We start from the raw sequence: 25,547 nt of genomic DNA, 5'->3' as shown, positions 1-25,547 counted from the left end.
CTTGTACCTACACCCCAAAGGCGTGCCTGTGACCAATTAAACGCGCAATCTGCGGTATCGAATACTGTCAGAACTAACAGGTAGGCACTGCCATTCGTCGCTTGGTAGCTGATTCCACCCACATCGGATGCTTGACGAAACGGTTGACTTGAGGTTTCCTGAAACCGGTTTCAGCCCGGGTATTCCCGACTGAGGCCCAGAAAACTCCAATAAAAAAGGCCCGCGACCGTGACTCCTTTTTCCGCCGCCCAGCGCACCCGTGTCACCATGCTCGACGTCGCCCAACGCGCCGGCGTGTCCAAAGCCAGCGTGTCGCGTTTTATCGGCGATGACCGCGCCCTGCTCTCCGACGCGATCGCGCTGCGCATCGAGCAAGCCATCGAACAGCTTGGCTACCGCCCCAACCAGATGGCCCGTGGTTTGAAACGTGGCCGCACCCGCCTGATCGGCATGCTGGTGGCCGATATCCGCAACCCCTATTCCATTGCCGTGATGCACGGCGTCGAAACCGCCTGCCGTCAGCACGGCTACAGCCTGGTGGTGTGCAACACCGACCGTGATGACGAGCAAGAGCGCCAACACCTGGCGGCGCTGCGCTCGTACAACATCGAAGGCTTGATCGTGAACACCCTGGGCCATCACCTCGACCAACTGCTGGAACTGCAGCGGGAAATGCCTCTGGTGCTGGTGGACCGCAAGGTCGAGCCGCTGCGCAGCGACCTGGTGGGCCTGGATAACCCGGCGGCGGTGCACATGGCGGTGGAACACCTTGAGCAGCAGGGTTACCGCGACTTGCTGCTCGTAAGCGAGACCACCGACGGCACCAGTTCACGTTTGGAGCGCCTGGAGAGTTTCAATCACGAAATTGCCAAGCGCCCGGCGTTGACAGGCGCCGTGGTTGAACTGGATGGCAACCTGGAAAAGCGTCTGCAAGCCTTTCTCGCCAAACCTGGCCCCAAGGCACTGTTTTGCGCCAACGGCGTGGCCGCACTGGCCTGCACCCGGGTGCTCAAGGCGCTGGGCTGCGACCTGTTCGGCGAGGTGGGCTTGATCGCCCTGGATGATCTGGACTGGTACCCGCTGGTGGGCAACGGCATCACCGCCCTCGCCCAACCGACGCAAGCGATTGGCGCCAGCGCCTTCGACTGTTTGCTCAAGCGCCTGCGCGGCGATACCGCCCCCACCCGCACCCTGGATTTTTTACCCGAGCTGATTATCCGCGGCTCGACGCCCCCTTATGACCCTGGCTTTACTGTGGCGAGGGAGCTTGCTCCCGCTGCGGTGCGAAGCGCCGCCAAGAGCCGGTGACTGCTGCGCAGTCAAACGGGAGCAAGCTCTCTCGCCACAAACAGTCAGTGTGTTCTTGTTGATAAAAATGAAACCGGTTTCAGAGGTAAACAACAATGCATAAATACCCCGTCTCCATCAGCCTTTCCAGCTACGGCGCCGACCTGGTTCGCCAGCAGGGCCAATTGAGTTTTGTCGCGCTGCTCTGCGCTGCCGGTGCCCAGCGCATTGAATGGCGTGAGGAGCTGCTGACCGAAGAACACCCCGCCACCCTGGCCCAGGCCGCTGCCGCGAAAGGCCTGGACAGCGTGTTTTCCTCGCCCCTGGAACTCTGGGTCGCCGGCCGAGCCCAGCCCAATGCCGAGCTGGCCGCTACCCTGGACCGCGCCCAGGCTTTTGGCTCGGGCTGGTTGAAGGTGTCCCTGGGTTATTTCACCGACACCAACGATCTGGAGAGCCTGCACGCCCTGCTCAATCGCCACCCGGTCAAGCTGCTGGTGGAAAACGACCAGACCCTGCACGGTGGGCGCATTGAACCGATGCAACGGTTTTTTGCCGAAGTCGAACGCCTGGGCCTGCCGGTGAAAATGACCTTCGATATCGGTAACTGGCAGTGGCAAGACCAGTCCGCGCTCACTGCTGCGCGGTTGCTGGGCCGGCATGTGGATTACCTGCACTGCAAGGCCGTGGCCCGTCGCGCCGATGGCAAGCTCGTCGCCTTGCCGCCGGGCGCCACCGACCTGCATCTGTGGGAACAACTGCTTAAACACATGACTCAAGGTATTACCCGGGCAGTGGAATTTCCGTTGCAGGGCGATGACCTGATCGAAGTCACCGCGCAACAGGTCGCGATCCTGGCCCGCCTTGGCCAACCCCATGTGGAGAACGCCCATGTCTGAGCTCGATATCCTGTCGTTTGGCGAAACCATGGCGATGTTTGTCGCCGAACAGACCGGCGACCTGGCGCAGGTCGGGCAGTTTCACAAACGCATTGCCGGCGCCGACAGCAACGTCGCCATCGGCCTGTCGCGCCTGGGGTTCAACGTGGCCTGGCTGAGCCGCGTGGGTAACGACTCCCTCGGGCGTTTTGTGGTCGATACCCTTAGCAAAGAGGGGCTCGATTGCCGCCATGTGGCCGTCGACCCACTGCACCCCACCGGCTTTCAACTCAAGTCTCGGGAAGAAGCCGGCGCCGACCCTCAAGTGGAGTATTTTCGCAAGGGCTCGGCGGCCAGCCACCTGTCCATCGATGCCATCCACCCGACGCTGCTGCAAGCCCGCCATCTGCACGCCACCGGCATTCCGCCAGCGCTGTCCGATGCCACTCGCGCACTGTCGTTCGAGCTGATGACCCAAATGCGCAAGGCCGGACGCAGTGTGTCGTTCGACCCGAACCTGCGCCCGTCCCTGTGGGCCAGCCAGGCGCAGATGATCCGCGAAATCAATGCGCTGGCTGCTTTGGCCGACTGGGTCCTGCCGGGCCTGGGCGAAGGTCGCCTGCTGACCGGTTTTGACGACCCGGAAGACATCGCCGCGTTCTATCTCGACCAGGGCGCCGAAGCCGTGGCGATCAAGCTCGGCGCCGAGGGCGCCTATTACCGCACCCATATGGACCAGGGTTTTGTCGCCGCCGTACCGGTGGCCAAGGTCGTGGATACCGTGGGCGCCGGCGATGGCTTTTCCGTGGGCATGATCAGCGCCCTGCTGGAAAACTTGAGCTTCCCCGAGGCCGTACAGCGCGGTAACTGGATCGGCAGCCGCGCCGTGCAGAGCCGTGGCGATATGGAAGGTTTGCCGACCCGCGCTGAATTACCCACCCGATCCGTTGCGTGACCCATTACCTGTTGCCACAACTACAACAAGCTCAGGAGCAACCCCATGGAAACCGTGAAACTCGCCACCCGTCGCTGGTGGTACATCATGCCTATCGTGTTTATCACCTACAGCCTGGCCTACCTCGACCGCGCCAACTACGGCTTCGCCGCCGCGTCCGGCATGGCCGCAGACCTGATGATCACGCCAGGCATGTCTTCGCTGCTCGGTGCGCTGTTTTTCCTTGGCTACTTTTTCTTCCAGGTGCCGGGGGCGATCTACGCGCAAAAGCGCAGCGTCAAGAAACTGATCTTCGTCAGCCTGATCCTCTGGGGCGGCTTGGCGACGCTGACTGGCGTGGTGTCCAACGCCTACATGCTGATCGTCATCCGCTTCATGCTCGGGGTGGTCGAGGCCGCCGTGATGCCGGCCATGCTGGTGTACCTGTGCCACTGGTTCACCCGTGCCGAACGCTCACGGGCCAACACTTTCCTGATCCTCGGCAACCCGGTCACCATGCTGTGGATGTCGGTGGTGTCGGGCTACCTGGTGCAGCATTTCAGCTGGCGCTGGATGTTCATCATCGAGGGCCTGCCGGCGGTGTTGTGGGCGTTTATCTGGTGGAAGCTGGCCGATGAGCGCCCCAAGGATGCCAAGTGGCTGAGCGACGCCGAAAAGCACAGCCTGGAAACCGCCCTCGCCGCCGAGCAGGTGGGGATCAAGGCCGTGAAAAACTACGCCGAGGCGTTCCGTTCGCCCAAGGTGATCATTCTCGCGTTGCAGTTTTTCTGCTGGAGCATTGGCGTGTACGGCTTCGTGCTGTGGTTGCCATCAATCCTCAAGGCCGGTTTGCAGATGGACATGGTCGAAGCCGGCTGGCTCTCGGCCCTGCCCTATCTGGCGGCGGTGATTGGCATGCTCGTGGTGTCCTGGGGTTCGGACAAGCTGCAGAAACGTAAGCGTTTTGTCTGGCCGCCGCTATTGATTGCGTCGATTGCCTTCTACGCGTCCTACGTGCTGGGCGCCGAACACTTCTGGTGGTCCTACACCCTGCTGGTGATCGCCGGGGCCTGCATGTATGCACCCTACGGCCCGTTTTTCGCCATCGTCCCGGAAATCCTCCCGGCCAACGTCGCCGGTGGTGCCATGGCGCTGATCAACAGCATGGGCGCCCTGGGCTCGTTCGGTGGCTCGTACCTGGTGGGCTACCTCAACAGCAGCACCGGCTCGCCCGGCGCTTCGTACCTGCTGATGAGCGGCGCGCTGCTGCTTTCCGTGGTGCTGACGATTTTCCTCAAGCCCGGCGCCAGTGACCGCTCGCCGACGCCAACCCTGGAGTTGAAGGTAAAAACCTCATGAAAAAATCTGTCGTGCTGTACAAAAAACTGTCCACGCCGCTCATGGCTCGCCTGCACGAACAGGTCGACGTCACGCTGATTGACGCACTGGATGAAACCGGCCTGGCCAAGCTGCGCGATGCCCTCCCCACCGCCCACGGCCTGCTGGGTGCAAGCCTGCGCCTGGATGCCCAGTTGCTCGACCTGGCACCCAAGCTGGAAGCAGTGGCCAGCGTCTCGGTGGGCGTCGACAACTACGATATCGATTACCTGACCCAACGCGGCATCCTGCTCAGCAACACCCCGGACGTACTCACCGAAACCACCGCCGACACCGGCTTTGCGCTGATCCTGGCCACCGCCCGGCGCGTGGTCGAGCTGGCCGACATGGTGCGCGCCGGCCAATGGAACAAAAATATCGGCCCGGCGCATTTTGGCAGCGATGTACATGGCAAGAGCCTGGGCATTATCGGCATGGGCCGCATCGGCGAAGCCCTGGCCCAACGCGGGCATTGTGGCTTCGGCATGCCAGTGATCTACCACAGCCACTCACCCAAGCCGGCGGTTGAAGCGCGCTTTGGCGCGCAGTACCGCAGCTTGCAGGACTTGCTCAAAGAGGCTGATTTTGTCTGCCTGACCCTGCCGTTGACCGCTGAGACCGAGAAGTTGATTGGCGCCGAGGAATTCGCGCTGATGGGGCCGGAGACGATTTTTATCAATATCTCCCGAGGCAAGGTGGTGGACGAGGCGGCGCTGGTGCAGGCGTTGCAGCAACGCACTATCCGCGCGGCGGGGTTGGATGTGTTTGAGAAGGAGCCGCTGGATCACGCGTCGCCGTTGTTGCGGTTGAACAATGTGGTAGCCACGCCGCATATTGGTTCGGCCACCCATGAGACGCGGGAGGCGATGGCCAAGTGTGCGGTGGAGAATCTCCTGACGGCATTGGCTGGCGAAAAGCCGGTAAACCTGGTGAATCCAGGGGCATGGCGGCACTGACACAACACAAGAGCAAAGGTGGAAGCTGGCTTGCCTGCGATAGCCATAGGTATCTACACAACTCTGAAGCGATCGACGGTAACCACGATGCTAAGCGAGCCGCTCTTGATCTGGCTTTTGATCTGAAGCGCCCCGTCAAACCACGCTGGCCGAACGCAGGCGAGGTGCCGAGTGGTGGGGCGAAGGCCTTTTGGTTACTTTTGGGCCTTTCCAAAAGTGACCCGCTGTAAGAGCGGAACCATCGGTGGCCGTTACCGCAGGAACGGATATGTACGCGGTCAGATCCAACATCCTGGTCGGCTGTAAGGCTGCCATCGCAGGCAAGCCAGCTCCCACATTTGGATTGCGGCGCGTCAGTTAGATCAGCGTCGGCTGTCAGTCCGTCACGGGAGCAAGCGCCCTCGCCACAGGTCCAGCACCGGCCCAAGTTGTGTAGATCCCTATGCTGCGATAGCGGTAAGCCAATCCATGATGTGCCGACTGTAAGATTGCTATCGCAGGCAAGCCAGCTCCCACAGGGTGTTGTGGCAGCAGTTAGACGACGAACCTGGCCACCATCCCATTCAAATCCACCGCCAGCCTCGACAGTTCATGGCTGGCCGCGCTGGTCTGGTTGGCGCCCGCCGCCGACTGGGTGGCCAGGTCGCGGATGTTGACCAGGTTGCGGTCCACCTCGCGGGAGACCTGGGCCTGTTCTTCCGAAGCGCTGGCAATCACCAGGTTGCGTTCGTTGATCAGGCTGATAGACGCAGTGATCTGCTCCAGTGAGGCGCCGGCTGCACGTGCCATTTCCAGGGTGCTCTGGCTGCGCTGGTTGCTCTGTTGCATGGACTGCACCGCCTCCCCGGTACCGTTCTGGATGCCGGCGACCATTTTCTCGATTTCCTGGGTCGACTGCGCGGTGCGATGGGCCAGGGCGCGCACTTCATCGGCGACCACCGCAAAGCCCCTTCCGGCCTCGCCGGCACGGGCGGCTTCAATCGCTGCGTTGAGCGCCAGCAGGTTGGTTTGCTCGGCAATCGCGCGGATCACATCCAGCACCTTGCCGATATCCCGGCCCTGAGCGGCCAGGCCCTCGATCATCGCGGAAGTGTTCTGCACGTCCTGAGTCATGGTCTGGATCGCGCCGACAGTTTCCATCACCCGATCACGGCCTTCCCGCGCCGCCTGGTTGGACTGCCCGGACGCCTCGGAGGTGGAAACCGCGTTACGCGCCACCTCCTCCACTGCCGCCGTCATCTCATTGACGGCCGTGGCGGCCTGGTCGATTTCATTGTTCTGCTGTTGCAGGCCACGGGAGGCCTCCTCGGTGACCGCGCTCAGCTCTTCCGCCGCCGAAGCCAGTTGCGTGGCCGAACCCGCGATGTGCTGGATAGTCTGGCGCAGGCTGGCTTGCATGGTCGACAGCGCACTGAGCAACCGCGCCGGTTCGTCCTTGCCATCGTCCTCGATGGTTTTGCTGAGGTTGCCGGCGGCGATGGTCTCGGCCACTTCCACGGCCTTGCGCAGCGGGGTCACGATGCTGCGGGTCAGCAACCAGGCCAGCAGCACGGTGAGCAATGCCGCCACCACGGAGACCGCCACCACGCCGGTGATCGCGCCCTCGTAGCTTTGCCCGGCATCCTCGTCGGCCTGCTTGGCGTCGGCCGCATTGATGGCGATCAGCTTGTTCAGTTGCTCGCCCATCTGGTCAGTGCCGTCCTTGATACGGCTGTTGATCAGAGCGCGCATCTCATCGACCTTGCCCTGCTTGGACAATGCCACCATCTCGGCCTGGGCTTTGAGGTAGTTGTCCAGGGTGACGCCGAAGGCTTTGTACAGCGCAGCCTCCTCCGCGCCCGCAGGCAGCGTGGCGTATTTGGCCTGGGCGGTCTTGACCTTGTCAGCCAGCACGCCAATGCGCGTCTCGGCTTCCTGCAGGGCGGCAGGCTCGCGGTTGACCAGCACGCGAAACGACAGGATGCGCATGCGCAGCACGTTTTCGGTGATGGTGCCCAGGTGAGTCATGCTGGGCAGCTGGTTCGCGCTCATGTCCTGGGAGGATTGGCGCATTTGCGTCATACGGTTGACCGCAAACACGCCCAACAGCACCACTAGAACCGCAATGAAGGCAAAACCGATAAACGCACGAGGGGCAATATTCAGGTGACGGAGGGACATAGGGCTGCTCTCAGAAGTAGTGTTTGCGAGCATCCTTGCCGCGAAACGATCCGTCAGCGTCAACGCGCTGCCCAGACCTTGGTCACCACTGTTGTCGTTGTAGTGTGGGCCTATGCTTGATATCGGCTGGGCCACGGCTTTAGCGCAGGGTTTTTATAAATATTTTTTTACACTTCAGGCGCCTGGCACTTTCTGGCATCCTGCGCCTCCATTTTCTGACCCGAGCCATCATTTTGTCTGACGCTCAAGCCCCCCGCCCGCGCTATAAATCCGACCTCATGTACGGCCTCGAAGACCGCCCGCACTTCACCGCCGCGATTTTTGCCGCGTTGCAGCATGTGTTGGCGAGTTTTGTCGGCATCATCACGCCCACCCTGATCGTCGGCGGCGTACTGGGGCTGGAAAGCGAAGTGCCGTACCTGGTGAGCATGGCGCTGTTTGTCTCGGGGCTTGGCACCTTTGTGCAGGCGCGCACTTTCGGGCCGGTGGGTTCGGGGCTGTTGTGCCTGCAAGGCACCAGTTTTTCCTTTATCAGCGTGATTTTGAGCGCTGGGTTCATGGTCAAGGCTCGGGGCGGCGGCACCGATGAAATCCTCTCGACGATCTTTGGCATCTGCTTTTTCGCGGCGTTTATCGAAGTGGTGCTCAGCCAGTTCATCGGCAAACTGCGCAAACTGATCACCCCGGTGGTGACCGGCACCATCATCACTTTGATGGGCTTGTCACTGATCAAGGTGGCAGTCACCGACATGGCTGGCGGCTATGGCGCCAGCGACCTGGGCGCCGCAGGCAACATGGGCCTGGCGGCCTTGGTGCTGCTGACCATCGTGGTACTCAACCGCTTCAACAACCCGTTCCTGCGCCTGGGTTCGATCGTGATCGGCCTGACCCTGGGCTTCGTAGTGGCGTGGCTGCTGGGTCGCATCGACATGGCCGCCCTGCCCCAGGTGCCGCTGATCAGCGTGCCGGTGCCGTTCAAGTATGGTTTCTCGTTCGACTGGGTGGCGTTTATCCCGGTGGCGGTGATCTTCCTGATTTCGCCCCTGGAAGCCGCCGGTGACCTGACCGCCAACTCGATGATTTCCCAGCAACCGGTCAAGGGCCCGCTGTATATCAAGCGCATCAAGTCCGGCCTGCTGGCCGACGGCCTCAACTCCGCGATGGCCGCCACCTTCAACAGCCTGCCGATGGTGACCTTTGCCCAGAACAACGGCGTGATCCAATTGACCGGCGTGGCCAGCCGCTACGTGGCGTACTTCATTGCTGGCCTGCTGGTGCTGCTGGGGTTGTTCCCGATGATCGGCGCGGTGCTGCAACTGATGCCCAAACCCGTACTCGGCGGTGCGACCCTGATCATGTTCGGCACCGTGGCCGTGGCCGGGATCAAGATCCTCGCCGAAGCGGGCCTGCATCGGCGTAATGTGCTGATCGTGGCAATTTCCCTAGGCATGGGCCTGGGCGTCGCCGCGGTGCCCGAAGTGCTGCGCGAGCTGCCCAAGGCGCTGCACAACATCTTCGAATCGCCGATCACCGTGGGTGCATTCTGTGCAATCCTGCTGAACATTTTCCTGCCCGAAGAGTTCATAGAGCTGGAAGAAGATGAATTCGAGCCGGAGTCCTCTACCCTCAAGGTCATGCAGGACCCGGACGTCACCCAAAAGTAGGAGCATTTCTTTATGCGCAAGCTCATGGTTCTATCGCTGTTGCTGCTGACCTTGAGCGCCTGTGCACTGTTTCCCAACCGCGACCCGGTGAACATCAATGTGGTGGGCATCGAGCCGCTGCAAAGCCAGGACCTGGAAGTGCGTTTTGCCGTGAAACTGCGGGTGCAAAACCCCAATGAAGCGGCAATCGACTACAACGGCGTGGCCCTGGACCTGGAGGTCAATGGCCGGCCACTCGCTTCTGGCGTCAGCGATCAGGCTGGCAGCATCCCACGCTTTTCTGAAACCGTACTGATGGTGCCGGTCAGCGTTTCGGCGTTTTCGGTGTTGCGCCAGACCCTGGGCCTGAGCCAGACCCAAAGCCTGAACAACCTGCCCTACGTGCTGCGCGGCAAACTGGCGGGAGGCCTGTTTGGCACCATGCGCTTTGTAGAGCGTGGCACCCTGGACTTGCCGAACACCGCCACCTGGTAAGTGGCTGAAAACCAAATGTGGGAGCTGGCTTGCCTGCGATGGCGGTGCGTCAGTAACTGATGAATTGAATGACACGCCGCTATCGCAGGCAAGTCAGCTCCCACAGGTTGATTGCGTTTAGTCAGTGATACAGCGAACGCCTGGCTTGGCGCGCTCGTCCACCACTAATTCAAAAATATCCGGCCGGGCGTAATGCCCCACTACGTCGTAGTCGTAGCGGGCCCGCACCAACTGATCAGTATCGATCTGCGCCGTCAACAACCCCGCCTCGCCCACTAACGGCCCCGCCAAAATATCGCCCATGGGCCCGACGATCACGCTGCCGCCGGCAATCAACGGACGGTCCACCGGCCAGTTGGCAACCTCCACACCCAAGGCCTCGGGCGATGCCTGCACCTGGCAGGCGCTGACCACAAAGCAACGCCCTTCATGGGCAATATGGCGCATGCTCACATGCCACATGTCGCGCTCGTCCACGGTGGGTGCACACCACACCTGAACGCCCTTGGCATACATCGCGGTGCGCAGCAACGGCATCATGTTTTCCCAGCACACCGCGCCGCCGATACGCCCCACCGCGGTGTCGATCACCGGCAGGGTCGAGCCGTCGCCCTTGCCCCAGATAAGCCGCTCGGTGCCGGTCGGCATCAGCTTGCGGTGCTTGGCCACCAGGCCGCCCGAGGGTTCGAAATACAACACCGTGCAGTACAGCGTGGTGCCACTGCGTTCGATCACGCCCAGCACCAGGCTGGCACCGGTACGCGCCGACATCCCGGCCAGCGCCTCGGTTTCTGGCCCCGGCACGTCAATGGCATTGGCAAAATACCGTGCAAAGGCTTCCCGGCCCTCGGGCAGGCGATAACCCAATTGCGTGCCAAAGCTTTCGCCCTTGGGATAGCCGCCCAGCAACGCCTCGGGCATGACCACCAAGTGCGCGCCACTGCGCTGGATTTGATCCTCATAGGCCAGGATCTGCGCCAGGGTTTCAGCCTTGCCGCCAGGCAAGGCGCCGATTTGCAGGGCTGCGACAGTCGATACGGGCATCAGGCTCACTCCGATAGATAGGGGTTGCCCATTCTCCGGCCAGACTCGATCATGAATAAAGCCCACCTCAGTGCTAAATGATATGAGCCAAATGAATATCGCCCAGGTTGACCTGAACCTGCTCAAAACCTTCGAAGCCCTGCACGACGAGTCCAGTGCCAGCCGTGCGGCGCTGCGTTTGGGCGTGACGCAGTCGGCGATCAGCGCGGGCTTGCGGCGTTTGCGCGAGCTGTATGGTGACCCTTTGTTCGTGCGCACCGGACGCGGCCTGGCGCCCACATTGCGTGCCAACCAGTTGAAACCGGTGATCAGTGAGGCATTGGATCGCTGCCGCCAGAGCCTGGCGATGATCAGCCCGCAAAACCTGCACTACGAGGGCCGCTCGGTGGTGCTGGGGCTGTCAGATGACTTCGAGATTGCCTATGGCCGAAGCCTGATGGAGGCCATCGCACTGCGCCTGCCCAAGCTACGGGTGATCTTTCGCCAGACCTACAGCCAGATCGTCGCCGCCGCCCTGCTCGACCGCACGCTGGACCTGGCCATTACCGCCGGCGGTTTTACCGAGCGCAGGCTGAGCCGACAGGTGCTGGGGGAAGGTGACTATCGTTGCCTGGTAGACCCCCATAGCCTGGCGCCGGGCGAGGAGACTATCGACCTGCAAGGGTTTGTCACACGGGAACATGTATTGGTGTCGTCAGGCGGGTTTATCGGCATTACCGATGAAGGCTTGGCGGCGCACGGGCTGCGCCGCCACGTGTGCGCGTCCACCAGCCACTTTGCCGCGTTGCCGTATCTGCTCAAAGGCAGCACCGCAGTAGCAACCATTCCCGGGCATGCGGCCCACGCCATTGCGCAAATGACCGGCCTGCGCGTGCTGCCCTGCCCGCTGGCGCTACCGCATTACCCGGTGGAGTTGGGCTGGCGCACCCAGGCTCAGTTGGACCCGTTGCTGCTCAAGGTGCGCGAAGCGATTGTGGCGTGCTTTACTTTGCCGCAGCCATCAGCTTGTTGACTTCACTGCGCACCATGTTGGAAAACTCCGGCGGCGACATGCCATCGAGTTCGGCACGTACCCATTCGGCCCACTTGCCCTTGCGTTTGGCGCGCTCACCGAACAAGCGCGCGGCTTCGCCTTTGGCCTTGCCCAGGTTGGTTTGCCACAGGTCGTAGAGGCGCGACTTTTCATCTTCCAGCTCGGCGCGTTCGGCGAGGGTCTTGTTGGCGAGATTGAAGCTCATGTTGAATTACCTGCTGCACAAATAGGTGACATCTTACACTGTAGGCCCAAAGTTCCCGATCCGGATTTTGCCTCGGATGAGCGCGCCGGCAAAAAAACTGCAACTTTTGCCACCGCCCGATACTCCATTGTTCACTGCCACATCCACCTGCAAGGAGTCACTCAATGGCCCGCAAAACCGCCGCCCAAGCTGTCGAAGATCAAATCAAGGACCAAGCGTTCAGCGAACTGAGCGCATTGATCGAAGAGTCGGACAAACTGCTTAAAAGCAGCGCATCCCTGGTGGGCGAGGAAGGTGAAACCCTGCGCGAGCAGGTTGCCATCAAACTCAAGCAAGCCCTGGAATCGGTGTCCAACGTGCGTGAACGCAGCAAGCCGGTTGTGGATGCCACCGAGACTTACATCGGTGGGCACCCATGGCAGACCGTGGCCATTTCCGCAGGCTTTGGCCTGGTGGTCGGCCTGTTGCTGGGTCGCCGTAACTGATCCATTTAGGCTGCGCATCGCGCAGCCTGTTTCACCCCGTCGCCAACGCCCTCAACTCGCGCAACGCCTGCGCGTCCAGTTCGATCCCGGTTTCCTGCGACTTCGCCCGCGTACGATGGCGTCGGTCCCCCGGCAATCGACGCAACCCCGCCGCATGCATCTGCCGCACCAGCTCCTGGCTGCGTTGGGCGAAGCTTTGCCCTGCGGTTTTACTCGGGTCGATCACGATCAGAAGCTGGCCTGTCCACGGCGTACGCGCGCCTGGGTGGTCCGTCCAATCGAATTCAAAAGAGAAGTTGCCGCCCGTCAACGCTGCCGCCAGCAACTCGACCATCATCGACAGTGCCGAACCCTTGTGCCCGCCAAATGGCAACAGTGCGCCGCCTTCCAGAATGGCTTTAGGGTCCTGGGTCGGCTGACCGAGGCTATCGACGCCCATGCCCGGTGGCAACCGCTCGCCTTTGCGTGCGGCGATTTGCACGTCGCCATGGGCCATGGCGCTGGTGGCCAGGTCAAACACAATCGGCGCACCGTCGGCCCGTGGTGCCGCAAACGCGATAGGGTTGGTGCCGAACAACGGGCGATCCGCGCCGTGGGGCACCACACAGGTCATGCTGTTGACCACGCTGAGTGCCACCAGCCCGTCCTCGGCAAACGGCTCGACGTCCGGCCACAGGGCTGCAAAGTGATGGGAGTTATGGATCGCCAGCAACGCGATGCCGGCGCTGCGTGCCTTCTCCACCAGCAACGGGCGCGCCGCTGCCAGGGCCGGCTGGGCAAAACCATTGCCCGCGTCGACGCGCACAAAGCCTGAGGCCACATCGGTCACGCTGGGGACGGCGGTGCCGTTGACCCATCCACTGGCCAGCGTCGAAAGGTAACCGGGGATGCGAAAAATACCGTGACTGTGGGCACCGTCACGCTCGGCACTTGCGCAGTTGTGCGCAAGAATCGCAGCAACCTGCGGCGATGTGCCGTGCCGGACGAAGACCTGTTGAAGTAACTCCACCAGTTCAGCAAAGCGGATCGAGGCACAAGCGGTGGCAACTGTCGACTGCGCAGACATTTGAAGCTCCGTTTTTATGATTGGAAGGGGCAACGAATGGGACATCCAGACCCTCGATTAAACACCACGCACGCTCTGCGTTGTCAACGTGCGCAGCGCTGAATATTTACCGCCTTGCACCACGGGCGCCTGCCTACCCTGTGCTTTTCCTGGCACGCCGGAGACAGGCTGTGGTTCGCTTAACCCCCCCGTATTTCTTCCCTGAGTTTCTCAAACCCCAAGGCAAAGCCTCGCCCACCGCTCGTGAACGCACGCTAGGGCTCACCGCCAAAGACCTTGACTGGCTGTACAACCTTTACCTGGCTACCGACGAGTCTCGGCAGGACACAAGCCGGCACGATCACCCCATGCGCGTTGAAAAGGTCCTGATCAACATTTCCGGCAAGCCCCCCATCCCCCTTGCCGGCGCGTTCGCGATCAGCCCGACACCCGACGCCGCCAAGGCGTTGCTCTACACCCCGGATAACGGCATACAGGTCTATGACAGCCACGCCGCCCTGCTGAGCGAGTTGATCGAGCAATTGGAAGACCCACTGCAGAGCGCCCCTTTGCTGAGCTACCTGTCGATGGACCAACGCAATGCGCTGGGCGCTGACACGCCCATGGTGTTGACCACTCAGCTCATCGAGGGTGAAGTCATGCCGGAGCAAGCACGCATGCTCCAGGCCTGCCAGCTGGATAACGTCAAGGCCATGCTCGACCACCTGCAAAAAACCCCGACCTTGCCTGACATGCTCGACACGCTGCTGAGCGTCATGGCCCGCCCCCATTTCAAACACCTGGATCAACGGGACACACGGGTCAATGTCTTCACCCGCGAAGCTGAGCAAGCAACGCCACGTTGGGTCAACTCGCTGACCTTGAGCGAAGCGCTGCTGCAATTTTATGTGCGCCATGGGTGGCCCAAAGGGCAGACACGCGAATACTCGAACCCAAAACATGACACCACTGGCTTCACTGCCTCCGAACGGGAAGAAGATCACCAGCGTTGGGAAGCCTTGATCGAACAAAGCTCCAGTACTTTCTCGAAGCTGTTGGAAAGCCTGCTGCAGACCTACTGGAATGAAGATATCGACAGCGGCACCTCGCGCGTGGATTTTTTTGCCCAGGTCGTGGCGCAGAAGTTTCGCCTCGATGTGTTGCTCAAGCGCCAGGGCGAGATTATTACCGCCGAGGAAAGCCACGCATTTCAGGCCCTGCTCCTCAGCGACCAAAGCGCCCGCAGCGCCCGCAGCGCCCATGCCGAAAACCTCAGCGTGGAAAAGGTGCGCCTTTATGCCCCCCATCAACATTACGTTGAACCGGCGAGCACCTTGATGATCACCGAGCACCACGCGTACCTCTACACCCAATCGCGCGGGTTACAGGTGCTGGAAAACCTCGACGACCTCAAAGACCTGTTATTGAGCATGCTCAAGGCCGAAGGCTACGAGGACGAATGGCTCAACTTCCTCTCATTGGATGAGCGCGACACGCTGCTCGGCCTGGACCCGATCGCCGTCGCGGCAAGGCCGATACCCGGCAATGTGTTCGTGACCTTGGTACAAGACATTGCGCGCAAGCAAACGGAGAACCTTAACCACGCCCTGGAAATCTACCGGCGCAGCGATGGCCAAGTGGACCTCGCAGCCCTGCTCGACAGTGCCCTGGACGTACGTGCCTTGCTGGACAATCAACTGGCCACACTGGAGACCAACGGGCGCTGGACCTTGCATCCGGTCACCCGCGGTAATGGCCGCCCTTCGACCGTCAAGGCCGAGCGCGCCCGGCTGCAGCTTCAGAACCTGCGGGCGATTGAGCGTGCGCTGGCGATGGAGCGCGCGCATCACCCGACCTTACGTAGCATCGTCGCTGACACGCTCAACGCTGAACTGCAACTGCAGCAACAGCCAGTCAAAGCCGAGGAGGTGTATATCAATACCTACGCCACGCGTGCCCAGGAGCGTGAAGAGCGTCCGGCAGTGCAGTCATTGAGCATGCTTGAGCACTTCATTGAACGCCTGGCCCAAGAGGCGCCTGCGGTGCCCTTCTCGTCCAGGACGAAGTTCTATACACGGGGCGAAGGCAATGTCTTCATGCAATTGCCAAGCATGACGCTCAAGACGTTCAACACCGTCATCGAGCGCGTCCTGCTGCTGTTTTCCAAGCACGCCATGCGCCAGCAACCCCATGAGTTTCTCGTCAAGACTCACGCCAAACACGCCCACTCGATGCTGGTAGGGTTACGCAGCGAAGCCGAGCTGAGGTCGCTGGATAAAACCCTGGCGCCCACAAGCCAGGCCATTCTCGACACGCTATTTCAGCCCGACAGTCTGTCGCGCTTGACACGCCATGGCCTTAACGGATTTTTGCCGGATGCCTATGGCTTGACGTTGGACTTGAACGCCGTCGATACGCCACAACCGCTGGCCAATACGTTCGTGATCACTGAGCGCGGCGGTATCGACCCGCAGCGCTCGGGCCAGGCGCTGCTCTGGACCCCGCGCCTGGGCTACGAAGTCTTTGCCTCGATCAACGCCCTGCGCGATGAAATCACCCAGCGCCTGGCGCACCCACTCAACAGCTTGAGCCTGCTGGAGAATCTGCCGTTCTGCTTGCGCGAGCCCCATCAGGCATTTAGCCAGGGCCCGCTGCAACGTATTGATCAGGACCTGTTGAATGACCGAGTAGACAGCTACAACGACGCGGTCATGGAAGGCGTGGATCACCTGCAATCCATGGGCCTGCGCGCCCGTGCCTTGCAGGACCGGTTGGACGCCGTCATCGAACAGCCTCCGCCCACTAACCTTGGCAGGGCAATCACACTGGCCGATGCCATGGTCAACCAGCAGGCACTGCCACTGTGGCTGGGGATGGCGCCGGCCCAGGACCAAATCCACCAGGCCGAGCTTCTGGAGCAATACTGCAACAACGCCGACGATGAACACGACTACCTGCATGACATCCAACCCCTGCGTGCTTATGCCTTCACCACGCTGATGGCGCTGCTTGAGGCGCGCTTTCCCGGCCAGGCGCTCAACCCCGATCACATCCTGATCCCCACCGGTGCAGTGCTCGATGTGAATGTCGACAACCTGACCGACTTTGCGTTGCGGCACTGGCCAGATCTGACCGTTCAACACATCCGCCCGCGTTCACGCACGGCAAAGCCATTACCGCAAGCCCTGGACGCAAGTGCCGTGATACAAATGGTGCGCCAGCTGGATCTCAAAAGCGCTTATCAGCAACAGGTGCGAAGCCACCTTGAGGCGCAAACCGATGATGCACGCCAACGCAGACGTCTGTTTTGCCGTCAGTTGCCGTGGCAAGCGCTGCAACACGCCCACGAGCAGAGGTTGCAGGAGCGGCTTTCCACGCGAGCCTTGAGCCTGGTCCAGCAGATTTTCGATATGCCGGACGCCGTGGCCCGAGCTTCACTCAGCGGGTCCACGGCGACGATTCGACCGCTGGAGCTGATCGCCACCGAAGGCGCCAGTACCGCCAAGGTGTTGGGCGTGTACCTGATCGGCCCGCAGCTTCCCGGCGAGGGTCCATGGGTGCTCTACGCGCCCTACAGCGAACAGCATGTGTTCAAGGAATACGCGGATGAAACGGCCTTGCTGGATGAGATACAAGGGCCAGGCGCCCTGCAGGACTGGGTGCTTATGCACCTGGAAGATCCGCACCAGGCCACTTACCGCCACTTGCTGAAAAACAACCAGCATAGCCCGCCCGATATCCGCCTGGCCGCTTCGGCAGTGACGGGCAATGTGCTGCATTACCTGTTCAGTGAAAACACATTGATGTTGCTCAAGGTGCTGGGCAGCCAATTCGAAGAAGGCGCCAAGACCCTGTGGGATCACGCAACGCGTCTGTTCGGCAAGGACATCCCGACGGCAGTGCAGTTCATGGCCGGCAAACTCGCCTACCCGCTGGTGGTATGGCGCAGCTACACCTTGTTCAAGCGCTCGGCCGAAGCCTTGCAGCTACACCAGTGGAAGGCTGCATTCAAGGATTTCGTCAGGGGCGTGGCGCAAATGGCCGCCCTGCGCAGTGCGTTGGACGGCACCGCCATTGCCCCACCCACTGAAAAGGAGCGCTCGCTGGCCGAGCTGACAGATGAGTCACTGCCCGCAGCCACCACCCTCGCCACCTGGCATGTCACCTGCCCTTCGCGCACCCGGCTGCAACCGTTCGAGGCACAGGACGTGGCGTTGCAAGACCTGAAAAAGAGCACGCTCAGCCAGGTGTATGAAGACCAGGAAAACTCGAAATACTACGTGCCGCTGGCCGGCAAGGTGTATAGCGTCAAGAAAGCCGCACAACACTGGCGCCTCGCCAACGACGAGCAGGTGGGGCCGTACATCGGCCGTAATGCGCAGAGCATATGGGTACTGGAGCTGGGCGGCCGGGAGCCGCGCTTCGGCAGGGCTCAGTCGTACCTCAAGACGTGGCGCAATGAAGTACGGGATATCAACATTGAAGCGGTCGGTATCCGCGATATTGGCGCGTTGACCTATTGGAAAGCCCAAGCCATCACTGAAGCGTTGAACTTTGCGACTTATTACGCGCTGAACTGCCGCCGCAACGTTGCGCAATTTGCTGTACAACGCGACCCCGACAGCCGGGTTGGGCGATTTTTAGGGGAAATGTTTGGTGTCGTCACACTGACCCCGGACCAGGTCTTGAGAGTCACAAAAATAATCGACGAGATCATCGATGAACTCACCGACCCCAGCTTGACCGGTCCGAACTCCATGCGCTTTGTCGCGGGCACCAGCCGACAGGATCCGGCGTCGGATTATGCATTCATGATTCCCGCCGACAGAGAACGCAAGCTGTATCTGCTGAGCCGATTCTTCGACCCCAATCTGGACGTCTACCAGAACCGTCTGCTGGAGAATGTGGCGTTCAACATATCGACGCACGCCAGGGCCAGCACGCTGATTCACGAATTATCGCACTTGAAGCTCGACACCGTGGACATTGCCTACCTGGACAGCATGCGACCCTTCCCAGACTTGATCAATGTCGCAAGGCCCGGCGCCGAAGTGCTTAAAACCACCCTGGAAGATTTGCGCAGCACCGCGTTATCGACGATGACGCCTGCAACGATGCTGTTCAAGACTCAAGACAGCCTCACCGAATTGTGGGAAGACTTTAAGCCTGGTTCTGCAATTGAAAAGAAAATTTTCAAGGCTACTGGCGCCAAGACCCTGCAGGACGCGAGGATCATTTTCATGTCAGTCCCTGATAAGCGTATTGACACCATCCTGGCCAACGCCGACTCGGTGACGTACCTGATCACCCATCTTGGCCGCCAGTTGGAGCCGGCGGCCTGAACGGCCCCCGGCGAGTGCATCAGTCTTTCTGGTCACGCAGCACGTTACCGGAAGCGCCGTCGATGCGCGCCTCATACACGATGCCATCGGACTTGCGACCTTTGACTTCCCAATAGCCATTGTCATCCGCTTCAGCGGCGTAGACCTCAATGTAGCCGGCCTTGGTTTTCGCCACCTCGATGGCTTTCTCAATGGTGATCCAGCCTGCACCCGGCTTGTCGGCCATGGCGGCGCCAGCGCTCAACAGCGCGGAAGTAGCACACAGGGCGATCAAGGTTTTCTTGAACATTTTCGTACTCCATAGTGGACGACAGGTTAATTCCTGATTTTTTAGGCGCACACAAACAAGAATAAGTTCCAATTGATGTGCAATCGCCATGATGCGGTTCTCGCCGTCTACCTTGGGAGGTTAGAATGTGGGAAATCAGGATGAGTTAATGAGCGAAAAGCCCCTTTCAGAAACCGAATATGACGCCATCACCGACGCCGCCGCGCATTGGTGCATGCGCCTGCATGCTGCAGATTGCACGGCGGACGAACGTCAGGCTTTTACCCAGTGGCACGATGGCCATCCGCTGCACGCCTTCGAATATGCAGCCATGCTCGAAATCTGGGACGTGGCCGACCACCTGCCCCGCGACAAGCCTGAGGCGGTGGTGGTCCCAATCAAGAAGCCGGCCCGCCGCTTGCGCACCTACGCGGTGGCCGCAGCGGTGTGCCTGGCGGCATTGCCGCTTGCCGCCTTCACCGGCTGGGAAGCGGGCTGGTTGCCCAGCTCATATGAACGGTTCGAAGCAGCCAATGGCTTGAAAAAAGTCACCTTGGGCGATGGCAGCCAAGTGGAGTTGAACCTGGGTACCGAATTGGTCTACAGCCATTACAAGGACCAGCGCCGTGTCACCCTGAAAAAGGGCGAAGCGTTCTTCAACGTCACGCACGACAGCAACCACCCGTTTATCGTGCGGGCCGGCGAAGGCCAGGTGCGAGTGACCGGCACGCAGTTCAATGTCTGGGAATATGAAGATCAGGTGCGGGTGATGTTACTGGAGGGCTCGGTGCAAATCTCCAGCGACGGCGAGCATGCCAGTGTGCCGCTTAGCCCAGGCATGCAAGCCAGTTTCCGCCAGGGTGACGCCACCCCGCAGGTCGCCGCTATCAATCCCGATGACACCGCGCTGGCATGGCGCCAGGGCAAGCTGGTGCTCGACAACCTGACCCTCACGGACGCCTTGCCCCTGATCAACCGCTACCTGAAAAAGCCGGTGATGCTTGCAGACGCCAGTACCGGTGCGATTCGCGTCGGCGGTATCTATAACATCAACGAGGTCAACAACCTCGTGCCCTCCCTGCCCAAGGTGTTGCCGGTCTACCTGACCCAAAACCAGGACGGCAACCCCGTGCTCAATTCCATTCCGCGTAAAACCCCCAAGGGCTGAGCCCGCTCGCGCCAAGCGGTACGTTTGGGCCGCGGGTGTCCATTTTTGAAACACCTCCCTCACCTGCATCGCCCGCCGTATGCGGATTCATGGTTCTGTCACAGGCAGTGTTACATGGCTGAGACGGCGTGAGGCGAGCACAGGCATATCTCAAGCGCTCAGGACTGTTTCAACGCTGAAACAGAGTTGCCATCACTTTGCCCCGACTTAATCCCAACCCCTTGAATATCAACATCTAATAAAAAGCGGCACGCCTTCTGCTCTTTCCCTGACAACGCTGTTTAGGGTCAGCGTTAAGAATAAGGACTGCCGCCGTGAACACACTCACACACACCTCGTCGATAAACGTACTGCTGATCGGTTGCGTGCTCAGTGCAGGTGTCAGCCTGACGAGCCAGGCGGGTGACGGTGTGATCGTGACCGGGCGTACGGTGCAGGGCCACATGTACGGGCGCACCTCCCTGCCCGACCCCTACCCCAATACCGCCAACGCCAACCCCAGCAAAGAGATCAACAGCGCCCTGACCGGCGAACTCAGTGACAGGGACATCGGCGGCATCAGCAGTGGTTCCAGCCTCGCCCGCACCCTTCAGCCCAATGGCAGCTTGTCGGGCCTGGGCGCCACCCAAAACAGCATGTCGACACTTGGCGCTGGCGCAGCGGCCGGCCACGGTGCGGGCAGCGGCGGCGGCATGGGCGGGCAGATCAGCGACTCGGTCCAGCGTGGCATGGCGCCGCTCAACAACCTCGGCAGCATGATGGGGGGCAAGTGATGAAGCGCGCCCTGTTGATATTCGCCCTGCTGGGCAGCGCCTCGGCAATGGCCGACAACACTGCCGTGATCAACCACAGCGGCCAGCAGTACGACGGTGTGCTGTCGATCAACCAGGCCGCCGGCACGGGGCAGCAAATGTCCAACAGCCGCGCCATCGCGCTCGGTGGCCAGGCCACCAACCTCGACATCCAGCGCGTCGACGGCAAGGTCGACCCGTCCCTGAACGCCAAGGCCGCGATCCAGGGCAACTCATTCAGCAGTGGCAACGGTGTGCTGGGCATCAACCAGTCTGCCGGGGCCAATAACCAATCCATCAACGCTGTGCGGATCAGCCTCAACCCTGGCCCGCAGAGCATCGATGACAGCGTCCTGTTGCAACAGAACACGACGACGCTGGCAACCGACTCAGGGCTCACCCCCACCACTGGCAGCCGCCAGGTCGTGACCAGCGACCAGGCCTTCACCGGCAGCCGAGGAGTGACACAGGTGAACCAGAGTGCCGGGGTGGGGAACCGAGTGGCTAACACCCTGGGCATCACTATCAAGTAACCGCTTGGTAGACGTTCGTTAGACCGTACCAACACTTAACCAACTAATTAGAAGCAAGGAGAAACACCATGAAACCTCAAATGGCTCTGAAACCAATGGTTTTCGCTCTCGCCGCACTCATGGCTGCTGCTGCTCAAGCGGGTGGCTGGCATCCAACCCCACAACCCACCGGTACCGTGGCCGCTGTCGTCACCGATGTGCAAAAAAGCGAACACAACAAATTCGATGACACCAACACCGAGAACAATGCATCAGCCGACAACTCGGTAAATAGCAACAGCGGTAATGTCGGGGTCAACGCACAATCAGGTTCCGGAAACCAGGCTGACAACGCCGGCGCCATCTCCAGTGCCAAAGGCGACTTCGCCACCGTGTTTGCCGTGATTGATGTCGACCAAGGCAGCTCGCATAACAACTTCGTCAACAAAGGCACGCAAAATAACGCCTCTCTGGACGGCTCCATCACCGGCAACTCCGGCAACGTGGGTTACAACGGCCAGGCCGGCCAGGGCAACCAGGGTAAAAACAACCTGGCCATCACCACCGCTGACGGCAAGAACATCGCAGCGGCCTCCAACACCGAGCAGAACTCGCTCAACAACAGCTACCTGAACACGGCCGCCAGCAGCCATGGTTATGGCAAGCCTCAGTACGTGTCCAACAACGCAAGCCTCGACAACTCGGTTAACCGCAACTCCGGCAACGTAGGTGTCAACCTGCAATCCGGTGCGGGCAACCAAGGCAGCAACAGCCTGTCGATCGGCCAAGGTTGCAGCGTCTGCGCCAGCGGCGTGCGCTTCTGATCCAACGGGGCCTTGGCGACAAGGCCCTTTTTTATTCCAGTGTCCAACAGGTCATTCGATCATGCGTATCGCGACCCTCACCCTCCTGATGTTACTCACCGGCACGACCTGGGCAGGCACCATGGCGATTTCCGCCATGCCCGGCGGTGCGGTGATTTTCAAGAAGGTGGAGAGCATTCGCGAGCGCCGGTTCGCCAACCTGGTGGAACAGAAAACCGATTTCAGCTGCGGTGCCGCGGCACTTGCCACCATCCTGCGCCAGGCCTATTGGCTGGACGTCGACGAAGCACACATCATCAAAGGCATGCTGGTCACTGCCGACCAGGACCTGGTACGAACCCAGGGCTTTTCCATGCTGGATATGAAGCGCTACCTCGAAAGCATCGGCATGCGTGCCCGGGGCTACAAGATCGCGCCCGAGACCCTGTTGACCGTGAAAATCCCCGTGGTGGTGCTGCTGGAAATCCGCGGCTACAAGCACTTCGTGGTGTTGCAACGGGCCGACAAGGACTGGGTGTACATCGGTGACCCCGTATTGGGCCACAAGCGCTATTCCCATGACGATTTCGTCAAAGGCTGGAATGGCATTGTCTTCGCCGTACTGGGCGAGGGTTACGACAAGGCCAACGTCTTGCTCGACCCGCCCCTGCCGCTGACCGCCAAGAGCCAGATGAATGAGTTCCGGCCTGTGGGCGATGCCGAGCTGATGGATTTCGGTTTTATCCAGAGCGACTTCTTCTAGAAGCGCAATAAGGGGCAGGACGCCCCAGGAGCAGCAGATGAACACTTCCCGTTGGCTGACGGTCTTGTGTCTGGCCGCCTCAATGCCTGCTTATGCGTCCTCGGGGTTCAAGCCCATCGAACTCAAGGACGCCGAAATGGCCGAGCTGCGTGGCCGTTACGTGATGCCGGGGCGCATCATCAGCTTTGGCATTGTCATGAGCAGCACCTGGACCAATGCCGTCGGTGACAACATCACCGGCACGGCCAACATGCACATCGACAAGACCACCATTACCCCACAGTTCTACGTGCAAACCACCGGCTCGACCGGTACCGGCACGCGCCCCAACATGGGCACCGGAAATGTGGTCGGTGGTGCCGGCCTCGGCAGCGGCCAGGGCGTGACCCAAAGTGTACGCGCCGCCGGCGATGGCAACGCCGCCTACAACAATGTGGGCATCAACGTCGAAAATGGGGTTACCCCCGCCAATAACCTGCAGTCCGGCCAGGTGCTGGTGGCGGGCGGCACAGTGACCGGGGACAGCGCCGCGGGCCGTGTCAGCGTATCGGCCAACAGTGGCGGCGTGCAGATGGCCATCCAGGCCAATCACAACCAGGGCAACAGCCTGCAACAGATCGGCGCGGGGAATGTGCTGCAGGGCACGGTATTGACCGGCGATAGCAACCTTGTCAGAAACATCACCCAGATCAATGTCGTGATGAACAATAACGGGCTGAATAACGCCGCGTTGAACTGCAATCTGGATCAACTCAAAGGCCTACGCACGCTCGGTTATTGAACTACGCTGACCCTCGACACTTACGCATTAGAAAAGGACGGCTTATTTCATGCATCGATCGTTATCGCTACGTGCGGTGGTTTGTTTGAGTACGCTCTTGCCCGCATCCGTGCTGTATGCCGCGCCAGACGCTGACATCGAAACCCTGAAGAAGGAACTCCTGGAACTCAAGCAACGCTACGACGTGCAGCAAAAAGCCTTGGCCGTGCTGGAGCAGCGTGTGCGCCAGGTCGAGGACCAACCGGCAACGCCCGCCCCCAGACGCCTGGCCAAATCACCGGCTGACTTCAAGAACGGCGCTAACACTGTCGCGGCTAGTGGTACGGGCGCAGCCGCGGCATCCGGTGGCGCTGGCGGGGGTGGCAGCTCCTACGGCCAGTCCCTCAAGGACGACTCGGCCCCTGCGCAAAGTGTGAGCAACCTGTACAACGAGGCCAGCGGCTTTTTCGGCAATGGCAAGTTCAGCGTGGAAACCGGCATCACCTATGCCCGTTATGACGCGCGCCAGTTGACGCTCAATGGTTTCCTGGCGCTGGACTCGATTTTTCTCGGCAACATCAACCTGGACCGGATCAAATCCGACAGCTGGACCCTGGACCTTACCGGGCGCTACAACGTCGACAACCGCTGGCAGTTCGACCTGAACGTGCCGGTGGTGTACCGCGAGTCCACCTACCAGTCGGGCGGCGCCGGCAACGACGCCACCGCCACCTCCGAAGGTTCCGTGACCCGTGACCCGACCATCGGCGATGTCAACTTTGGCGTGGCGTACAAGTTCCTCGACGAAACCTCGACCTTGCCGGACGCGGTGGTATCCGTGCGCGTCAAGGCACCGACGGGCAAGGAGCCTTTTGGTATCAAACTGGTCCAGCAACCGAACAACGACAACCTCTACGTGCCCGAAAGCCTGCCCACGGGCAACGGGGTCTGGTCGGTCACACCGGGCATTTCCCTGGTCAAGACCTTCGACCCGGCCGTGCTGTTCGGTTCGTTGTCGTACACCCACAACTTTGAAGACTCGTTCGATGACATCAGCAGTCAAGTCAATCAGAAGGTGGGAGGCAAGGTGCGCCTGGGCGACAGCTTCCAATTCGGGGTCGGCGTCGCCTTTGCCCTGAACGAGAAGATGAGCATGTCGTTCTCGGTTTCCGACCTGGTGCAGCGCAAGAGCAAACTCAAGCCGGATGGCGGCGACTGGCAATCGGTGGTGTCCAGCGATGCCAACGCGGGCTACTTCAACGTGGGTATGACGATTGCCGCCTCGGATAACCTGACCATCGTGCCGAACCTGGCGATTGGGATGACCGATGATGCACCGGACTTTACGTTCAGCCTGAAATTCCCGTATTACTTCTGATTGGTTTGCCTGCGGGCGGTATGTCAGTTGCTGCATCGGTGACTGCACTCCCGCCCTCGCAGGCAAGCCAGCTCCCACATTGGCCCTGTATTGCCCACAGAATCAACGCCTGGCACAGATCACCTGTGGGAGCGGGCTTGCCCGCGAAGGCGGTGTGTCAGTCACTGAATCTCTAACTGAACCACCGCTTTCCCAGGCAAGCCAGCTCCCACATTGGCCC

At 60.7% G+C, this 25,547-nt stretch carries 22 protein-coding genes; 17 read left to right on the top strand and 5 right to left on the bottom strand.

The genetic code is table 11. The annotated features are described in order from the left end of the window. Nucleotides 1–228: 228 nt before the first annotated feature. From ACTJLA_RS18755 to ACTJLA_RS18735, 5 genes are all read left to right on the top strand, one after another. A complete protein-coding gene (locus tag ACTJLA_RS18755; RefSeq protein ID WP_314543955.1) occupies nucleotides 229–1,308 on the top strand; it encodes a LacI family DNA-binding transcriptional regulator in 1,080 nt (359 codons plus the stop codon). Nucleotides 1,309–1,403: 95 nt separating this feature from the next. Further along, a complete protein-coding gene (locus ACTJLA_RS18750; RefSeq protein ID WP_314543957.1) occupies nucleotides 1,404–2,186 on the top strand; it encodes an AP endonuclease in 783 nt (260 codons plus the stop codon). Beyond that, the gene (locus tag ACTJLA_RS18745) at nucleotides 2,179–3,120 is read left to right on the top strand and encodes a sugar kinase (RefSeq protein WP_440841844.1); all 942 of its coding nucleotides are present in this window, start codon (nucleotides 2,179–2,181) and stop codon (nucleotides 3,118–3,120) included. Before ACTJLA_RS18750 ends, ACTJLA_RS18745 begins: the two co-directional genes overlap by 8 nt. A 45-nt stretch (nucleotides 3,121–3,165) precedes the next feature. Continuing rightward, on the top strand, nucleotides 3,166–4,458 hold the full coding sequence (locus tag ACTJLA_RS18740; RefSeq protein ID WP_054897474.1) for an MFS transporter: 1,293 nt from the start codon (nucleotides 3,166–3,168) through the stop codon (nucleotides 4,456–4,458). Continuing rightward, nucleotides 4,455–5,432 (top strand): D-glycerate dehydrogenase, encoded by a 978-nt coding sequence (locus tag ACTJLA_RS18735; protein ID WP_314543966.1) that lies wholly within the window; start codon nucleotides 4,455–4,457, stop codon nucleotides 5,430–5,432. Before ACTJLA_RS18740 ends, ACTJLA_RS18735 begins: the two co-directional genes overlap by 4 nt. A gap of 534 nt (nucleotides 5,433–5,966) precedes the next feature. Here the strand turns inward: ACTJLA_RS18735 and ACTJLA_RS18730 are convergent. Then, nucleotides 5,967–7,592 carry a methyl-accepting chemotaxis protein gene (locus ACTJLA_RS18730; protein WP_034127704.1) on the bottom strand — a complete coding sequence of 542 codons (1,626 nt, stop codon included), beginning with the start codon at nucleotides 7,590–7,592 and terminating at the stop codon, nucleotides 5,967–5,969. Between the two features lie 233 nt (nucleotides 7,593–7,825). Between ACTJLA_RS18730 and ACTJLA_RS18725 the strand changes: the two genes are divergently transcribed. Together ACTJLA_RS18725 and ACTJLA_RS18720 are read left to right on the top strand one after the other, a co-directional pair. Then, complete coding sequence (locus tag ACTJLA_RS18725; RefSeq protein WP_440841842.1) at nucleotides 7,826–9,256, top strand: nucleobase:cation symporter-2 family protein; 1,431 nt, start codon at nucleotides 7,826–7,828, stop codon at nucleotides 9,254–9,256. Between the two features lie 12 nt (nucleotides 9,257–9,268). Further along, a complete protein-coding gene (locus ACTJLA_RS18720; RefSeq protein WP_003190908.1) occupies nucleotides 9,269–9,730 on the top strand; it encodes an LEA type 2 family protein in 462 nt (153 codons plus the stop codon). A 117-nt stretch (nucleotides 9,731–9,847) separates the two neighbouring features. Here the strand turns inward: ACTJLA_RS18720 and ACTJLA_RS18715 are convergent, their stop codons facing one another. Next, nucleotides 9,848–10,774, bottom strand: a complete 927-nt coding sequence (locus tag ACTJLA_RS18715) for a carbon-nitrogen hydrolase family protein (protein ID WP_314543971.1) — start codon at nucleotides 10,772–10,774, stop codon at nucleotides 9,848–9,850. A 91-nt stretch (nucleotides 10,775–10,865) separates the two neighbouring features. On the opposite strand from ACTJLA_RS18715, the gene ACTJLA_RS18710 reads away from it, so the two are divergent. After that, nucleotides 10,866–11,786 carry a LysR family transcriptional regulator gene (locus ACTJLA_RS18710; RefSeq protein WP_127881344.1) on the top strand — a complete coding sequence of 307 codons (921 nt, stop codon included), beginning with the start codon at nucleotides 10,866–10,868 and terminating at the stop codon, nucleotides 11,784–11,786. Here ACTJLA_RS18710 and ACTJLA_RS18705 read toward each other — a convergent pair. Further along, complete coding sequence (locus ACTJLA_RS18705; protein WP_003190904.1) at nucleotides 11,758–12,012, bottom strand: hypothetical protein; 255 nt, start codon at nucleotides 12,010–12,012, stop codon at nucleotides 11,758–11,760. The two genes, ACTJLA_RS18710 and ACTJLA_RS18705, sit on opposite strands and share 29 nt — an antisense overlap. Nucleotides 12,013–12,176: 164 nt before the next feature. Between ACTJLA_RS18705 and ACTJLA_RS18700 the strand changes: the two genes are divergently transcribed. Next, nucleotides 12,177–12,497 (top strand): DUF883 family protein, encoded by a 321-nt coding sequence (locus ACTJLA_RS18700; protein ID WP_019817806.1) that lies wholly within the window; start codon nucleotides 12,177–12,179, stop codon nucleotides 12,495–12,497. Between the two features lie 31 nt (nucleotides 12,498–12,528). On the opposite strand, the gene ACTJLA_RS18695 is transcribed toward ACTJLA_RS18700, so the two are convergent. Next, nucleotides 12,529–13,563, bottom strand: coding sequence for an Ldh family oxidoreductase (locus ACTJLA_RS18695; RefSeq protein WP_054897479.1), 1,035 nt, complete (start codon nucleotides 13,561–13,563; stop codon nucleotides 12,529–12,531). A 170-nt stretch (nucleotides 13,564–13,733) separates the two neighbouring features. On the opposite strand from ACTJLA_RS18695, the gene ACTJLA_RS18690 reads away from it, so the two are divergent. After that, on the top strand, nucleotides 13,734–18,884 hold the full coding sequence (locus ACTJLA_RS18690; protein ID WP_440841838.1) for a dermonecrotic toxin domain-containing protein: 5,151 nt from the start codon (nucleotides 13,734–13,736) through the stop codon (nucleotides 18,882–18,884). 19 nt (nucleotides 18,885–18,903) lie between these two features. Here the strand turns inward: ACTJLA_RS18690 and ACTJLA_RS18685 are convergent, their stop codons facing one another. Next, nucleotides 18,904–19,173 (bottom strand): PepSY domain-containing protein, encoded by a 270-nt coding sequence (locus ACTJLA_RS18685; RefSeq protein WP_034127711.1) that lies wholly within the window; start codon nucleotides 19,171–19,173, stop codon nucleotides 18,904–18,906. 148 nt (nucleotides 19,174–19,321) lie between these two features. Between ACTJLA_RS18685 and ACTJLA_RS18680 the strand changes: the two genes are divergently transcribed. The 7 genes from ACTJLA_RS18680 (at nucleotide 19,322) to ACTJLA_RS18650 (ending at nucleotide 25,327) form a co-directional block, all read left to right on the top strand. Then, complete coding sequence (locus ACTJLA_RS18680) at nucleotides 19,322–20,320, top strand: FecR family protein (RefSeq protein ID WP_054897481.1); 999 nt, start codon at nucleotides 19,322–19,324, stop codon at nucleotides 20,318–20,320. 314 nt (nucleotides 20,321–20,634) lie between these two features. Next, nucleotides 20,635–21,093, top strand: coding sequence for a hypothetical protein (locus tag ACTJLA_RS18675; protein WP_034127713.1), 459 nt, complete (start codon nucleotides 20,635–20,637; stop codon nucleotides 21,091–21,093). Continuing rightward, entirely contained in the window at nucleotides 21,093–21,644 is a 552-nt protein-coding gene (locus ACTJLA_RS18670; RefSeq protein ID WP_314543985.1) for an adhesin, read from the top strand. Before ACTJLA_RS18675 ends, ACTJLA_RS18670 begins: the two co-directional genes overlap by 1 nt. A gap of 68 nt (nucleotides 21,645–21,712) precedes the next feature. Next, nucleotides 21,713–22,447 (top strand): hypothetical protein, encoded by a 735-nt coding sequence (locus ACTJLA_RS18665; protein WP_003190893.1) that lies wholly within the window; start codon nucleotides 21,713–21,715, stop codon nucleotides 22,445–22,447. Nucleotides 22,448–22,508: 61 nt separating this feature from the next. Next, nucleotides 22,509–23,189: a C39 family peptidase gene (locus tag ACTJLA_RS18660; RefSeq protein ID WP_019817800.1), complete on the top strand. Its 681-nt coding sequence runs from the start codon at nucleotides 22,509–22,511 to the stop codon at nucleotides 23,187–23,189. A 37-nt stretch (nucleotides 23,190–23,226) separates the two neighbouring features. Beyond that, entirely contained in the window at nucleotides 23,227–23,970 is a 744-nt protein-coding gene (locus ACTJLA_RS18655; protein WP_314543988.1) for a hypothetical protein, read from the top strand. Nucleotides 23,971–24,019: 49 nt separating this feature from the next. Then, on the top strand, nucleotides 24,020–25,327 hold the full coding sequence (locus ACTJLA_RS18650) for a hypothetical protein (RefSeq protein ID WP_034127716.1): 1,308 nt from the start codon (nucleotides 24,020–24,022) through the stop codon (nucleotides 25,325–25,327). Nucleotides 25,328–25,547 lie beyond the last annotated feature (220 nt).

It is taken from the genome of Pseudomonas sp. 22072, assembly GCF_052046095.1.
Taxonomy (GTDB): domain Bacteria; phylum Pseudomonadota; class Gammaproteobacteria; order Pseudomonadales; family Pseudomonadaceae; genus Aquipseudomonas; species Aquipseudomonas paracarnis.
The sequence above is the reverse complement of the archived record's forward strand: the minus strand, read 5'-3'. Positions and strand labels throughout refer to the sequence as shown.